We start from the raw sequence: 15,149 nt of genomic DNA on the forward strand, positions 1-15,149 counted from the left end.
CGCACTGATCATCGGACCAAGGAGAGCCACCGTGTTCGACTCCGTGCTCGTCGCCAACCGCGGCGAGATCGCCTGCCGCATCATCCGCTCCGCCCGTGAACTCGGCCTGCGCACCGTGGCGGTGTACTCCGACGCCGACGCGGGCGCCCTCCACACCCGGCTCGCCGACGAGGCCGTGCGGCTCGGACCGGCCCCGGCCGCCGAGAGCTACCTCGACGTCGAACGCGTTCTGGCGGCGGCCTCGGCGACCGGGGCGGGGGCCGTACACCCCGGTTACGGGTTCCTGTCCGAGAGCGCGGAGTTCGCCCACGCCGTCGAGGCCGCCGGCCTGGTGTTCGTCGGACCCGAGCCCCGCCACCTGGAGGAGTTCGGCGACAAGCACACCGCGCGCAAGGCCGCGGCCGCTGCCGGGCTCCCCATGGTCGCGGGCAGCGAGACCCTGCCCGACGTGGAGCAGGCGGTCACCGCGGCCGAGCGCATCGGCTACCCCGTCATCCTCAAGTCCACCTCCGGCGGCGGAGGGATCGGTCTGCGTCCGTGCGCCGACGAGGAGGCCCTTCGCGCGGCCTTCGACCAGGTCAGCCGGATGGCCGCGACCCACTTCGGCGGCGGGGGCGTGTTCGTGGAGCGCTTCGTCTCCCGTGCCCGCCACGTCGAGGTCCAGGTGTTCGGCGACGGACGCGGCAACGTCGTCACCCTGGGGGACCGCGACTGCTCCCTCCAGCGCCGCAACCAGAAGGTCGTCGAGGAGGCCCCCGCCCCGGGGCTGCCCGACGCGCTGCGCGCCGAACTCCACCGCACCGCCCGCGACCTGTGCGCGGGCGTGTCCTACCGGAGCGCCGGGACGGTGGAGTTCGTCTACGACGTCGAACGCGGCGAGGCCTCCTTCCTGGAGGTCAACACCCGGCTCCAGGTGGAGCACCCGGTGACCGAGGAGATCACCGGGGTCGACCTGGTCGCGTGGATGCTGCGCCTGGCCCGGGGCGAGGACGTCCTCGCCGACGTCCCCCCGGACGGGCCGGTGCGCACCGGACACGCGGTCGAGGCCCGCGTGTACGCCGAGGACCCCGCCCACGACTTCCGGCCCAGCTCCGGTCTGGTCACCCGCTTCGAGACCCCGCCCGGGGTGCGGGTGGACGGCTGGATCGAGGCCGGACAGCGCGTCACCAGCGACTACGACCCCATGCTCGCCAAGGTCGTCGTGCGCGGCACCGACCGCGCCGACGCACTCGACCGGCTCGGCGACGCCCTCGCGGAGGTGCGCGTCGACGGCCTCCAGACCAACCTGGGCCTGCTGCGCGCCCTGGCCGGCCACGCCGACGTCCGCGCGGTCGGGCACACCACCGCCACGTGTGCCACGGTCGGCGACCCGGAGCCCCGCGTCGGGGTGGAGCGTGCCGGAACCCTCACCACCGTCCAGGACTTCCCGGGACGCACGGGCTACTGGCAGGTCGGCGTTCCGCCGTCGGGCGCCATGGACGACCTGTCCCTGCGCCTGGGCAACCGCGCCCTGGGCAACCCGGAGGGCGCACCCGGCCTGGAGTGCACCATGGAGGGCCCGGCCCTGCGGTTCTCCGCCCCGTCCACGGTGTGCGTCACCGGGGCACCCGCCGACGTCACGGTGGACGGGGAGCCGGTCGCCCAGTGGGAGCCTGTGGAGGTCCCCGCCGGAGGCCTGCTCGACGTCGGTCCGGCCCGGGGACCGGGCATGCGCACGTACGTGCTGGTCCGCGGAGGGCTGGACGTGCCCGAGTACCTGGGCAGCGCGTCCACGTTCACGGCCGGGGAGTACGGCGGCCACAGCGGCCGCGCCCTGCGCCTCGGGGACGTCCTCAGACCCGCCCCCGTCCCGGCAGGGGCGCCCTCCCCCCGCCCTGTTCCGGAGGCCGACCGCCCCGACTTCGACGCCCCGCTGCACGCCGCCGCCTCCCCTGACACGGCACCCTCCCCGGAGGCTGCCGGCAGGAACGCCCACTGGGACGTGGAGGTGTCCGAGGGGCCGCACGCCGCGCCCGAGTTCCTGACCCGCGAGGGCCTGGCCGCCTTCTACGCCACCGCCTGGAAGGTTCACCCGCAGTCCGCCCGCAACGGCGTCCGCCTCTCCGGCCCCAAGCAGTCCTGGGCCCGACCGGACGGCGGTCAGGCCGGGCTCCACCCCTCCAACGTCCACGACACCGCCTACTCGATCGGTGCCGTCAACCTCTCCGGCGACACCCCCGTCCTCCTGGGCCCCGACGGCCCCAGCCTGGGCGGGTTCGTCTGCCCCGTCACGGTCGTCACCGGCTCCCGCTGGAAGGTCGGACAGCTCCGCCCCGGCGACACCGTCCGGTTCCACCCGGTCACGGAGGCCGCAGCCGAACGGCTGCACTCCGAGCCGGTCGCGGCCCCGCTCCTGCGCGGCACCGGCTCGGACGGCGACGACGGCGTCCTCGGCCGCATCCAGGCGGGCGAGGGCACGCCCGAGGTCACCTACCGGCGCGGGGGCCACGACAACGTCCTGGTCGAGTACGGGCCCATGGAGCTGGACCTGGGCCTGCGACTGCGTGTCCACGCCCTGATGGCCGCCCTCGACCGGGCCGCGCCCGCCGGGATCGTGGACGTCACCCCCGGGGTGCGGTCCCTGCACCTGCACACCGACCCGGCGGTGCTGCCGCTGCGCACCCTCCTCGGCCTCCTCAGGGAGATCGAGGCCGACCTGCCGCCCACCTCCCGGCTGCGGGTGCCCAGCCGCACCCTGCGCCTTCCCCTGTCCTTCGACGACCCGTCCATCCACGAGGCCGTCGCCCGCTACCGGACGGGCGTGCGCGACGACGCCCCCTGGAACCCCGACAACATCGAGTTCATCCGCCGCATCAACGGCCTCGACTCGGTCGGGCAGGTCCGGGACATCGTCTTCGACGCCTCCTACCTGGTCCTGGGCCTGGGAGACGTGTACCTGGGCGCACCGGCGGCCACCCCGCTCGACCCTCGCCACCGGCTCGTCACCACCAAGTACAGCCCCGCGCGCACCTGGACCCCCGAGGCGGGGGTCGGCATCGGAGGCGCCTACCTGTGCGTGTACGGCATGGAGAGCCCCGGCGGCTACCAGCTCATCGGCCGCACCGTCCCCATCTGGTCGGGGCTGCGCCAGTACGGCCCGTTCGAGCCCGGCACCCCGTGGCTCCTGCGGTTCTTCGACCGGATCAGCTGGTACCCGGTCGGCCACGAGGAACTCCTCGACGTCCGCGCCGACCTGCTCGCCGGGCGCCACGAACTCGAGATCGGGGACGGGGAGTTCGTCCTCGCCGACCACGAACGGTTCCTCGCGGAGAACGCCGGTTCCATCGGGGCGTTCGAGAGGCGCCAGGCCGCCGCGTTCGAGGCCGAACGCCGGGCCTGGGAGGCCGCGGGCGAGTTCGAGGACCGGCCCGAACCCGAACCCGTCGCCCCCGTCGCGCTCGACCTGCCGCCCGGCGCCGCCCTGGTCGAGGCGCCCCTGTCCGCCTCCGTCTGGAAGGTGGACGCGGCGCCCGGCGACACGGTGGAGGAGGGCCAGCCCGTGGTCCGCCTCGAAGCCATGAAGCTGGAGGTCGTGGTCCGCGCGCCCCGAGCGGGAAGGATCTCGGACATCCTCGTCAGACCGGGCCAGCACCTCGACCCGGGGAGCGCCATCGCCGTCATCACGCAAGGAGAACCCGCCTGATGCCCCACCCCACCGACCGCGTCCGCTCCGCCTACCTGCGGATCGCCGAGGCCGACCGGCCCGAGGTATGGATCACCCTGCGTCCGGAGCAGGAGCTGGCCGTGGAGGCCAAGGCGCTGGAGGACCGCCTCGCCTCGGGGGAGGACCTGCCGTTGGCAGGGACGCTCCTGGCGGTCAAGGACAACATCGACGTGGCGGGCCTGCCCACCACCGCCGGCCACCCCGGCTACGCGTACACACCCGGGGCGAGCGCGCCCGCGGTGGCGCGGCTGGTGGACGCGGGCGCGCTCGTGCTCGGCAAGACCAACCTCGACCAGTTCGCGACCGGTCTGGTCGGCACCCGCAGCCCCTACGGCGCGGTCCGCAACGCCTTCGACCCCGACCGGGTCTCCGGGGGGTCCAGCTCCGGCTCGGCCGTGGCCGTCGCCCTGGGGATCGCCGACATCGCCCTGGGCACCGACACCGCCGGTTCGGGGCGCGTACCCGCCGCACTGCACGGCCTCGTCGGTCTCAAACCCACGCTCGGCCTGGTGCCGTCGTCGGGGGTGGTCCCGGCGGCCCGCCCCTACGACTGCGTCACCGTGTTCTCCCGCGACCTCGCCTCGGGGCGCGCGGCCCTGGCCGTGATGACCGGGCCCGACGCCGGCGACCCCTTCAGCCGCGACTGGCCCGCCGACGCCAGGCTCGCCCCGCGCGGGCCGGGAAGGGTGGCGGTGCCCACGGGGGAGGGGCTCGAACCGCTCAGCGCGGCCGAGCGCGCGGCCTTCCACGCCGCTGTGGGCGTGCTGCGGGAGTCCGGGACGGAGGTCGCCGAGGTGGACGTGGCCCCGCTGCTGGAGGCGGCCAGGCTGCTCTACGACGGGGCGCTCGTCGCCGAACGCCACGCCGCCGTCGGCGGGTTCCTGGCCGGGCACCCCGAGGGCGCCGACCCCACCGTGGCCGGGATCATCCTGGCCGCCGGGGACCTCCCCGCCCACCGCCTCGCCGCCGACCAGCACCGGCTGGCCGCCTACAAGGCGACGGCCCGGGGGATCCTGGACGGCTTCGACGCGCTGCTCCTGCCCACCACGGTCGGGCACCCCGCGCTGGCGGAGGTCGCCGCCGACCCGGTCGGCGAGAACTCGCGACTGGGCACCTACACCAACTTCGTGAACCTGCTGGACATGGCGGCGGTCGCGGTTCCGGCGGGGACCGCCGACGGGCACCCGTTCGGGGTCAGCGTCGTCACCCGCGCGTTCGAGGACCAGGTGGCCCTGGACCTGGCGGCCGACCTCGTCGGCGAGGAGCGGGGAGGGGCCTACCCGGAGCCCGGCATCGAACTGGCGGTGTTCGGCGCCCACCTGCGCGGGCAGCCGCTGCACCACCAGCTCACCGACCGGGGCGCCCGGTTCGTCGCGGAGGAGGCCACCAGCGACGACTACCGGATGGTCGCCCTGCCGACCGTTCCTCCCAAGCCCGGTCTGCTCCGCGTCGACGGCGGTGGGGCGTCCGTGCGCTGCGAGGTCTGGCGGATCTCCCCCGCGGGCCTCGGGACGTTCCTGGCGGCGCTCCCCTCACCCATGTCCCTGGGCGCGGTGACGCTGGCCGACGGCCGCACGGTGGTCGGCTTCGGGTGCGACCCGGCGGCGGCCGAGGGGGCGGAGGACATCAGCCACCACGGCGGCTGGCTCGCCTACCGGAGGTCCCTGGAGGGCTGAGGGCCCCGGGAACGGGAACGGGAACGGCCCCCTTCCACAGGTGGAAGGGGGCCGTTCCTCGACGACCGGTGCCGTGCCCCGGGGACCGGGGCGCAGGATCAGCGGCGCGGCCGGCGCCTGCCCCGCGACGGGGGCCTGCTGGACCGGGAGGCCTCCTGGCGGGGCTCCGCCGGAAGCGTCACCGGAACGCCCGTGGGCGTGCGGGCGCCGGTCACCCGGGCCAGCTCCGGGTCCTGCGAGCTGATCTGCGCGGTGCGCGCCTCGATCTGCGCACGGCTCATCAGACGTGCCATCTCACGGCGCTGGTTCGGCAGGACCAGGGTGACCACGTTGCCGGACTCGCCCGCGCGGGCGGTACGGCCGCCGCGGTGCAGGTAGTCCTTGTGGTCGGTCGGCGGGTCGATGTTGACGACCAGGTCCAGGCCGTCGATGTGGATGCCCCGGGCGGCCACGTTGGTCGCCACCAGCGCGGTCACCGTGCCGTCCTTGAACTGCTTGAGGGTCCGGGTGCGCTGCGGCTGCGAACGGCCGCCGTGCAGGGCCGCCGCCCGCACGCCGTTGGCGAGCAGGTGCTTGGCCATCTTGTCCACGGCGTGCTTGGTGTCGAGGAACATGATCACCTGGCCGTCGCGGGCGGCGATGTGCGTCGCCGTGGCCTGCTTGTCGGCGTTGGACACGTGCAGGACGTGGTGCTCCATGGTGGTGACCGCGCCGGCGGTCGGGTCCACCGAGTGCACGACGGGGTCGTTCAGGAAGCGGCGGACCAGGGTGTCGACGTTGCGGTCCAGGGTCGCGGAGAACAGCATCCGCTGGCCGCCGGTCGGCACCTGCTGGAGGATCGCGGTGACCTGGGGCATGAACCCCATGTCGGTCATCTGGTCGGCCTCGTCCAGGACCGCGACGTCCACCTGGTCCAGGGCGCAGTCGCCCCGGTCGACCAGGTCGCGCAGGCGCCCCGGGGTGGCCACGACCAGTTCGACGCCCTGGCGCAGCGCCCGGGCCTGGCGGGAGATCGGCATCCCGCCCACGACGGTGGTCAGGTTGAGCTTCAGCGAGCGCGCGTACGGCGCCAGGGAGTCGGCCACCTGCTGGGCCAGCTCACGGGTGGGGGCCAGCACCAGGGCCAGCGGCTTGTGGGGCTGCGCGGTCCGCCCGTCCAGACGGGCGAGCAGGGCGAGCCCGAAGGCCAGCGTCTTGCCGGAGCCGGTCTGGCTGCGGCCCAGGACGTCGCGCCCGGCCAGCGAGTTGGGCAGGGTCGCGGACTGGATGGCCGACGGCGTCGTCAGGCCCTGGCGGGCCAGGGTCGACTTCAGCGGCGCCGGCATGTCCAGTTCCTGGAACGTGGACACCGGGTCGAGCGCCGGGGTGGTGGAGACGGGGAGGGCGAACTCCCCGGCCGGACGGCCGGAGCGCGCGCCGCCGCCCGAGGGGCGGCCGGAGGGTCGGTGGGGGCGGGAGCGGCCGTAGGAGCCGCCGTGGCCACTGCCTCCGGAGGAACGTCGTTGTCCGTTCACGCGGGACGGATGGTTCATGCGAGCCTTTCGTCGACGGCGCGTGCCGGTCGAGGAAGCCTCTGGGGCTTCGACGTGAAGCATCGGTGGTGCGCCGGAAGATTCTGCGATTTCCACGGCCCACGCGGAGAACACGCTGTGGGGTGGGGTGGTGCGACCGGTGCCTGTCGGAAGTCGACGGCCAGAAAACCGGTCAGGAAAAACATGAAAAAGAGACAGAGGCCCTGCACCCGGAGGGCGGGCCTCTGTCACGGCCGGAGCGCGGGGCTCCGTCAGAGCAGGGTGATGTTCTCAGCCTGGAGACCCTTGGGGCCCTGGGTGGCGTCGAACTGCACGGCCTGCCCCTCCTGGAGCTCGCGGAAGCCGGTGGCCTGGATGTTGCTGTAGTGGGCGAAGACGTCGGGGCCGCCGCCGTCCTGCTCGATGAAGCCGAAGCCCTTGTCACCGTTGAACCACTTGACGGTACCGGTAGCCATGTTTTCTCCTTCGTTCTGGGCAAGGAAAACCGCGATCTGACGGTTTCCCCGTCACCGTGATGACCACCCGAATAACGAACCCTGAAGAAGACCCAGCCTGAAGGCCGAACAACGCAAAATCCAACGGGAATCACAACTGCAACTGGACTGAACCTAGCACACCGTGGTTTCGGTGTCGCGGGAATTGTCGTGTGTGTCAAGGCACGGTCGGACCCGGTATCGACCGTCCCGGTGTGGGCGTTGGACGGTGTCCGCCCCCGCGCCCCGGGGTCACCCCCCTGCCGCGTCGGTGGGGGCCGTGGCGCGCATGAGTCGCCTGTAGTGCCGCGACCGGGCGCCCAGCACGACCGAGGCCAGCAGGGTCGCGATCAGGGACGCGACCAGCACGCCCGTCTTGGCGTGGGCCAGGTGCTCGGGCGAGTCCGCGAACGACAGTTCGCTGATCAACAGGGACACGGTGAACCCGATGCCCGCGAGCTGGGACATGCCGACGATGTCGATCCACTTCAGGCTCGGGTTGAGCTCGGCGCGGGTGAGCTTCGTGGTCAGCCACGAGCCGCCCGCGATGCCGACCACCTTGCCCACGATGAGGCCGGCGATGATGCCCAGGGCCGCGGTGTCCGCGAGGACCTCTCCGACGCCGTCGAAGACCACGCCCGCGGAGAAGAACGCGAAGATCGGCAGGGCCAGCCCCGCGGACCAGGGGCGCAGCACGTGCTCCACGCCGTGGCTGGGGTCGTGCGCCTCTCCCGGCAGCTTCGTGGTCCTCATCAGCAGACCCATGGCCACGCCGGCGATGGTGGCGTGCACGCCGCTCTCGTGCACCAGCCCCCAGACGGCGAGGGCCAGGGGGACGTACACGATCCAGTTCGGCAGCGGGGAGGCGTTGAGCTTCGCGGCGAGGCCCTTGCCGCGCTGGAGGTACCAGAACAGCACCAGGCCGGCGGCGGCGGCCAGCAGCGCCAGGAAGTTGATGCCGGACGTGTAGAACACCGCGATGACGATCACCGCACCGAGGTCGTCCACGATCGCCAGGGTCAGCAGGAAGGTGCGCAGGGCCGGGGGCAGGCCGCGGCCGACGACGGCGAGGATCGCGACGGCGAAGGCGATGTCGGTCGCCATCGGGATGCCCCAGCCCTGGATCGTGTCCGGGGACGTGATGTTGATCGCCGCGTAGATGGACGCGGGCACGATCATGCCGCAGATCGCGGCCACGATCGGCAGCATCGCCCGTCGCGGGTTGCGCAGCTCGCCGTGCACGAACTCCTGCTTGAGCTCGTTGCCGACGACGAAGAAGAAGACCGCCAGCAGGCCGTCGGCGGCCCAGGTCTCGAGGGACAGGTTCAGGTGCAGCGACTCGGGGCCGAAGGTGATCGCGCGCAGGTCCTCGTAGACCGCGCCGATCGGGGAGTTGATCCAGACGAGTGCGACGAGCGCGGCGCCGATGAGGAGGAAGCCGCCGACGGTGTCGCTCCGCAGGGCGTCCGCGAAACGCGTGACGGGTCCCCCGGTCGTGGTGTGCTTGTTCGGGTCAAGGCTCATGTGCGGTTCTCCGGGCATGGGTCGGGGACTCGCCGACCAGTCTTCCCGGCACACCTAGGCGCGGTCACGCCGCGCCCATGCTCGCCGAAGATGGGGTGAATGTCCACTCCAGAGGCCTGTGTCCGTTCCTGGGGGGCGCGCCGGAACGCGTGGAGTACAGTTCATCAGAGGTGTGCCGGGAAGACTGGTCGGCGGTAGCTGTCGCCTATCCGGAAACAACAGGTGTCCGATGTCCGAGTCCAGCCCTCACGGCGCCCACATCTACCGTTCCGCCGCCGGCGCCCGCGCGGTCCGCGCCTGGTGCGAGGAGCGCATCGACGGCTGGCCCGCCCTCACCGCGCTGCCCGACCTCGCCACCTCCCTCGGCCCGACCCGGGCCTTCCAGGCGCCTGGCGGCGGCGCCACCCCCGTGCTCGTCCTCAGCGGGACCAACTTCAACTCCGCGACGTCCGTGGACACCGCGCGGGTCATCGCCGGGGACCGCCCGGTCACCCTCGTCGACCTGCCCGGCCAGCCCGGCCTCAGCATCGGGGTCCGGCCCAGGAGCGACCGTGCGGCGGCGTACGGTGCGTGGTTCGACGAGGTCCTGCCCCTCCTGACGGCGCGGCCCGTCACCCTGCTCACGCATTCGCTCGGCTCCGCGGTGGCCCTGGCGGCGAAACCCTCACCGCTGGTCCACGCCGTGGTGATGATCGGCCCCGCGGGTCTGACGTCGGCGGCCAAGACGTCCGAGCTGATGCGCGCCACCCTGCCGTGGATGATCGGCCCCCGGGACGACAAGAGCACCCGCCTGCTCAACTTCATGAGCGGTCCGGCCTACGTCGCCCAGGGCCCGCACCCCTTCGCCCCGTGGATGACGCTGGTCGGACGCCACTGCCGCACCAGCCTGGCCCCGGGGCCGCTCCCGCTGGAGTGCCTGCGCCCCTGGGAGAACACCCCGGTGGTGGTGGCCACCGGCTCCGACGACGTCTTCTACTCCCCGGCGCGCCTGCACGGACCCGCCCGCCGCTTCCTGGACGCCGACGTCGTCGTCATGGAGGGCGCGGGCCACCTCGCCATGAACGAGCAGCCGGAGCGCGTCGCGGAACTGCTCCGCTCGGTCGACTGACCCCGACACGCGCAAGGGGGGCGGTTCCGCGACCTGCGCGGAACCGCCCCCCCTCACGGGACCGGGGTCAGGCCGGGCCGCCGGAGCTCTCGGGCTCGACCTTGGAGGCGCGGTGGGCCAGGGACACGGCGACGATGGAGATGAGCGCCGTGAACACCAGGTACACGGCGATCGGCACCCACGAGTTGTCGAACCGGGAGAGGAGCCAGGTCGCGATCAGCGGCGCGGTGCCGCCCGCCAGTGCCGCGCCGATCTGGTAGCCGAGGGTGACGCCCGTGTAGCGCACCCGCGTCGAGAAGATCTCCGAGCTCAGGGTGCCGATGGTCGCGGTCACCGGGGCCCAGAACACGCCCAGGCCGATCACGGTGGCCAGGACCAGCAGGGGCACGCTGCCGGTGCCCAGCATGAGGAAGTACGGGGCGGCGAACAGCGCCAGGAGGACCGCGCCGACCAGGTAGACCCTCTGGCGGCCGAAGGTGTCCGAGAGGCGTCCCGCCAGCGGGATGCACACGGTCGCGACGATCGCGCCGGCGGTCACCGCGTTGAGGGCGGCCGTGTTGTCGAAGGACAGCGTGCCCGTGGCGTAGCTGACCACGAAGGTGCCGAAGATGTAGAACGGCGCGGTCTCCACGACCTTGGCGCCGACGGCGACCAGCACCGCGCGCCAGTGGAAGCGGAAGGTCTCCACGACGGGCAGTTTGGCGACGTTCCCCTCCTCCTTGGCCTTCTGGAAGGACGGGGTCTCGTCGATGCCGGAGCGGATCCACAGGCCCAGGAGCACCAGCAGGACGCTGCCGATGAACGGCACACGCCAGCCCCACGCCTCGAACTGGGCGTCGGGCAGCAGCGACATGAGGGTCAGGGCGAGGCTGGCCAGCAGCATGCCCAGGGTGATGCCCATCTGCGGCACGCTGCCGAAGAAGCCGCGGCGCTCCTTGGGCGCGTACTCGTAGGCGAGGAGCAGGGCGCCGCCCCACTCGCCGCCGATGCCCATGCCCTGGACGATCCTCAGCAGGACGAGGAGGACCGGGGCGAGGACGCCGATGCTGTCGTAGGTGGGCAGCAGGCCGATGCACATCGTCGCGCCGCCCATGAGGGAGAGCGTGATGATCAGGGTCTTCTTGCGGCCGATCCGGTCGCCGATGTGCGAGAAGACCACACCGCCCAGCGGACGGATGAAGAACGTCAGCGAGAAGGTCAGGTACGACAGCATCAGCGAGACGAGCGGGTCGTCCGACGGGAAGAACAGCTTGTTGAAGATCAGGGCGGCTGCGGTGCCGTAGAGGAAGAAGTCGAACCACTCGATCGTGCTGCCGGTCAGGCTCGCGATGAGGACCTTGGCCCTCGGCGGCCGCGCCTGCGTGGTGTCCACGCTCATGTCCAGAGCTCCTGCTTGGGTCGGGGATTTCGCGGGCCGACGAGGGGGAAGGACCGCGAGTATGGCCGGGAGCCTAGGTCCGCGCGGCGCGCACCACCGTTGTCCGAACGCACGACATGAGCACCGCAGCGGTGTCGGTTCCGACAATCAGGGGCCGGGGGAGGGCCGGGGGGCGGCCCCCGTGACCGGGCGGAGACCCCACGGGAGCCGTACCGCGATGCGGCGTGCCCCGGTCAGGCCCTCAGCGTGATCGCCGCGAGGAGCCGCTGGTCGGCGTCGTCGAGGTCGAGCCCGGTCAGCGAGCAGATCCGCCGGACGCGGTGCCGCAGCGTGTTGGGGTGGACGTGCAGCCTCCCGGCCGCCGCCGTCACGTCGCCGAAGGCGTCCAGGAACGCGGACAGCGAGCGGCGCTGTTCGCCGTCCAGCGCGTCGAGGCGGTCGTCGCGCAGCCGGGGCGTGTCGGCGAGGGTGTCGAACAGGTCGCGCAGCACCACCGACGAGCGGACCTCCTCGAACGCGGTCACGCGCCGCTCCGGGCGGTCCGCGACGACGTCCAGGGTCCGGCTGGCCACCTTCTTCAGCGAGGGGACCGCGCGCATCCTCGGGGCGGTCCCGGCCACGGCCGCCTGCACGGGCGTGCCCAGGTTGTCCCGCAGGACCTGCACCAGCTCGCCGGTCCACGCGGCAGGGGACCGGCCGGTGGTGGCGGGGAGCAGCACGTACAGCAGTCCGCAGGCGGGGATGACCAGGGCGTCCCTCCGGTAGGCCGCCGCGTACACCGAGGTGATCTCCGCCGCCTGGTCGAGCCGCCAGGGGAGGTCGGCCTCCGGGCCGCGCAGGGCGAGGGCGACCACCGAGACCGGGGTGGAGGGGTCGGCCCCCAGGTGGCGTGCGAGCGCGTCGGTGTCGAAGGCGCCGGTCAGCAGGCCGACGGCCAGCTCCTCGGTGTCCCGCCCCGTGCTGCGCGCCCCGCTGTTGGCGCGCATGACGTGCACCGAGGCGAGCCTGGCCGCGCCGTGCAGCACCTGCGCGCTGGCGGGCGCGAGCGGGCGGTCGCCGACCTGGACCCAGATGGTGCCGAGCGCGCGTTCGCCGGCCCTGATGCCCACGACGAGGCGGCGGGCGGCGCCGAGGTCGGGGCGCTCGGCGACCTCGACGACCTCCCCGGCCCAGATGCGCTCGTTGACGCCCCACTCGCGCATGTGCGCCAGGAACGACTCGGGGCAGCCCCGGCCGAGGATGGTCTGCCTGCGCAGTGCGTCGGCGCCCTCGCTGGACGCGGAGTAGGCGAGGACCTGTCCCGCGGCGTCCTCGACGCTGACGATGCCGCCGGTCAGCGTCGCGACCGTCTGGGCGAGGGAGAACAGGTCGCCGTGCCGGGACTCGGTCGGGTCGGCCTCCAGGACGGACCGGGCCAGGGCGGCGAACTCGTCGGGGCCGATGGAGGGGTCCACGGACAGGACGGGCAGGCCGAGGTCGCGGAGCCCGTCGGCGTCGTCCCCGGTGGCGGCCACGGCGCTCGCGCCCTGCCGCTCGGCCCGCACGGCGAGCGCGGTCGCGCCGGAGGGGATGACGACCAGGGCCGCAGGGGGGACGGTGCCGTCCTCGTCGGCCACGACCGCCGTCCGCACGAGCCCGCCGAGCCCACGGGGTGCGGCGACGAGCCCGTGGACGGCGCCGTCGAGTGCCTCCATCAGGGCTTTGACGGTCAGTCCGGTCTTGCTCACGTTCCACTCCGGGGGTCGGTACGCACTGGTGAAGACCATTGTGCGCCTTCGTCCGGTATGCCCGGTGACCTGGCGGTCAGTGACCGGAGGCTGACAGGACCTGGTCGACGGTGTGCGCGCCGACCGCCGTCTCCGTGGGACACGTGTGCCAACGGTGCCATGTGTACCATTGGTTCCATGAGTGAGATGCAGGTGGAGTCCATTCGCCAGGTGCGCGACCACATCGCCGACGTGGTCGACCGCGCGGACAGAGACGACTCGCCCACCGTGATCACCAGACGGGGGCGGGAGGTCGCCGCCGTCGTTCCCATCGACATGCTGCGCCGCTACCAGCAGTTGGAGGAGCAGGAGGTCATGCGCATGGTCAACGAACGCATGGCCAATCCCGCTCCCGGCATTCCCATGGAACAGGTGATGGCCGAGATCCTGGAGGGGCCCGAGTGAGCTATCGGACCGTCTTTCGGCCCGAAGCGCGGGCCGAACTCCGAAAGCTGCCCCGCAACGTCGCGATGACGGTGTTCCGCAAGCTCACCGAACTGGAGACCGATCCACTGGGCTTCGGCAGCACCGCCCTGGTCGGTGACCCGGACGTGCGTCGTCTCCGTGTGGGTGACTACCGGGTGATCTACACGGTGGAGAGGGGCGAGCTGATCGTCTGGGTCGTCCATGTGGGGCACCGCTCCGGCGTCTGCGAGTGATCCGGGCCGCGGCACGGATCGCCCCGGGGCGGTGCGGTCCGGTATGCCCGGCGACCTGGCGGTCAGTGACCGGAGGCTGACAGGACCTGGTCGACGGTGTGCGCGCCGACCGCAGCCAGGAGCGGGTTGTCGGTCGAGGGCGAGGCCATGAGCGACCCGAAGGAGACCGCCCAGGCGCGGGCGCGGTCCCAGGTGGCGGGGTCGACGGGGGAGAGCCGTTCGCGTGCGGCGCGGAACGCCGCACGGCCGGGGGCGTCGAACATCATCCACGCCACGGCCAGGTCGGTGGCGGGGTCCCCCGAGGTCAGGTCGCCGAAGTCCAGGACCGCCGCCAGCCCCGGAGCGCCTCCGGTCGACGCGAGGATGTTGGCGGGGTGCAGGTCGCCGTGGATCCACACCGGCGGGCCCTGCCAGACGGCGGTCGCGGACAGCCGCTCCCACAGGGGCAGGAGTTCGTCCGCGCGCGGGAACGGAGCGCCCGCCAGCCGTTCGCGGACCCGCGCGTCGCGCGAGGCCAGGGGGACGCCCCGGACGGGGTTGGGCGGTGCGTCGCCGGGAGCGGGAACGTGCATCCGGGCGGTGAAGGCGGCCAGCGGAGCGGCGAGGCGCCCGCGCTCGGGGACCGGCAGTGCGGCGGCGACGCGGCCCTCGAACCACGGGATGACCGACCAGGGCCACGGGTAGCCGCAGCCGGGCCGTCCGACGCGCACGGGTGCGGGGACCGGGACTCCGGCGCGCGCGGCGACCGGTCCGAGCCAGCGCTGCTCGTTGGCGGCCAGTGCGGCGGCGCTTCCGCGACGGGGGATCCGCACGGCCAGATCGTCCCCCAGGCGCAGGATGACGTTGTCCCAGCCGCTGGAGTGGAGTGTCAGGGGGAGCCCGGCCAGGTCGGGGTGCTGTTCCCGGAGCAGGCTCCGGACGAGGTCGACGGTGACGGCGACTTCGGCGGCGGGAGTACGCATGCGCCCATCATCCACCGGGGCCCGGAGGGTCGCGCCCGCCGGGTGCGGGGCGGATGCCGGGCGGCGCCCGGCATCCGCGTGCCCGTCGGGGCTCCCGGGAACCCCGAACCGGCAGTGCGAGCCCGTGACCTGCGAGGACCGGCCGGGGCGGGGTGGGGTCCGGCATCGGGAGCCAAGGATGATAAACGCTCCCCGTGCGGGGCACAGGGGTGCACGCACCCCGAAAAGTCAGCATGGCCGTGCCATGGTCGGGAGGGTCGAGCGCGCTTACTGTTACCTGGAACACAAGAGTGTTCCGTTCACCTTTCCAGGGGAGAGAGCATGCTCGACGCCGAGGCGACGACGCTAGGCCGACGTCGGGGCAGTGA

11 protein-coding genes are annotated in these 15,149 nt (G+C 73.1%); 5 read left to right on the forward strand and 6 right to left on the reverse strand.

Annotation, left to right across the window (positions count from 1 at the left end; all coding sequences use genetic code 11):
- The first annotated feature begins 31 nt into the window (after positions 1-31).
- Both uca and atzF read left to right on the forward strand, forming a co-directional pair.
- Complete coding sequence (uca, locus tag Q8791_RS20295) at positions 32-3,682, forward strand: urea carboxylase (RefSeq protein ID WP_330093340.1); 3,651 nt, start codon at positions 32-34, stop codon at positions 3,680-3,682.
- Positions 3,682-5,379 (forward strand): allophanate hydrolase, encoded by a 1,698-nt coding sequence (gene atzF / locus Q8791_RS20300; protein ID WP_330093341.1) that lies wholly within the window; start codon positions 3,682-3,684, stop codon positions 5,377-5,379. The genes uca and atzF overlap by 1 nt, the downstream gene beginning before the upstream one ends.
- A 98-nt stretch (positions 5,380-5,477) precedes the next feature.
- Here the strand turns inward: atzF and Q8791_RS20305 are convergent, their stop codons facing one another.
- From Q8791_RS20305 to nhaA, 3 genes are all read right to left on the reverse strand, one after another.
- Positions 5,478-6,893: a DEAD/DEAH box helicase gene (locus Q8791_RS20305; RefSeq protein WP_407942029.1), complete on the reverse strand. Its 1,416-nt coding sequence runs from the start codon at positions 6,891-6,893 to the stop codon at positions 5,478-5,480.
- Between the two features lie 269 nt (positions 6,894-7,162).
- Positions 7,163-7,366 (reverse strand): cold-shock protein, encoded by a 204-nt coding sequence (locus Q8791_RS20310; protein WP_267947035.1) that lies wholly within the window; start codon positions 7,364-7,366, stop codon positions 7,163-7,165.
- A 270-nt stretch (positions 7,367-7,636) separates the two neighbouring features.
- Positions 7,637-8,908, reverse strand: coding sequence for a Na+/H+ antiporter NhaA (gene nhaA, locus Q8791_RS20315; protein WP_330093343.1), 1,272 nt, complete (start codon positions 8,906-8,908; stop codon positions 7,637-7,639).
- 229 nt (positions 8,909-9,137) lie between these two features.
- Here nhaA and Q8791_RS20320 point away from each other — a divergent pair, with 229 nt between their 5' ends.
- The gene (locus Q8791_RS20320) at positions 9,138-10,016 is read left to right on the forward strand and encodes an alpha/beta fold hydrolase (protein ID WP_330093344.1); all 879 of its coding nucleotides are present in this window, start codon (positions 9,138-9,140) and stop codon (positions 10,014-10,016) included.
- 67 nt (positions 10,017-10,083) lie between these two features.
- Here Q8791_RS20320 and Q8791_RS20325 read toward each other — a convergent pair whose 3' ends face one another.
- Complete coding sequence (locus tag Q8791_RS20325; protein ID WP_330093345.1) at positions 10,084-11,394, reverse strand: MFS transporter; 1,311 nt, start codon at positions 11,392-11,394, stop codon at positions 10,084-10,086.
- A 233-nt stretch (positions 11,395-11,627) separates the two neighbouring features.
- Positions 11,628-13,121, reverse strand: coding sequence for a PucR family transcriptional regulator (locus tag Q8791_RS20330; protein WP_330093346.1), 1,494 nt, complete (start codon positions 13,119-13,121; stop codon positions 11,628-11,630).
- 177 nt (positions 13,122-13,298) lie between these two features.
- Between Q8791_RS20330 and Q8791_RS20335 the strand changes: the two genes are divergently transcribed.
- Together Q8791_RS20335 and Q8791_RS20340 are read left to right on the forward strand one after the other, a co-directional pair.
- Positions 13,299-13,565 (forward strand): type II toxin-antitoxin system prevent-host-death family antitoxin, encoded by a 267-nt coding sequence (locus Q8791_RS20335; protein ID WP_330093347.1) that lies wholly within the window; start codon positions 13,299-13,301, stop codon positions 13,563-13,565.
- A complete protein-coding gene (locus Q8791_RS20340; RefSeq protein WP_330093348.1) occupies positions 13,562-13,819 on the forward strand; it encodes a type II toxin-antitoxin system RelE family toxin in 258 nt (85 codons plus the stop codon). Before Q8791_RS20335 ends, Q8791_RS20340 begins: the two co-directional genes overlap by 4 nt.
- A 62-nt stretch (positions 13,820-13,881) precedes the next feature.
- Here the strand turns inward: Q8791_RS20340 and Q8791_RS20345 are convergent, their stop codons facing one another.
- The gene (locus Q8791_RS20345) at positions 13,882-14,781 is read right to left on the reverse strand and encodes an aminoglycoside phosphotransferase family protein (RefSeq protein WP_330093349.1); all 900 of its coding nucleotides are present in this window, start codon (positions 14,779-14,781) and stop codon (positions 13,882-13,884) included.
- Positions 14,782-15,149 lie beyond the last annotated feature (368 nt).

It is taken from the genome of Nocardiopsis codii, from assembly GCF_036327455.1.
GTDB classification, from domain to species: domain Bacteria; phylum Actinomycetota; class Actinomycetes; order Streptosporangiales; family Streptosporangiaceae; genus Nocardiopsis; species Nocardiopsis codii.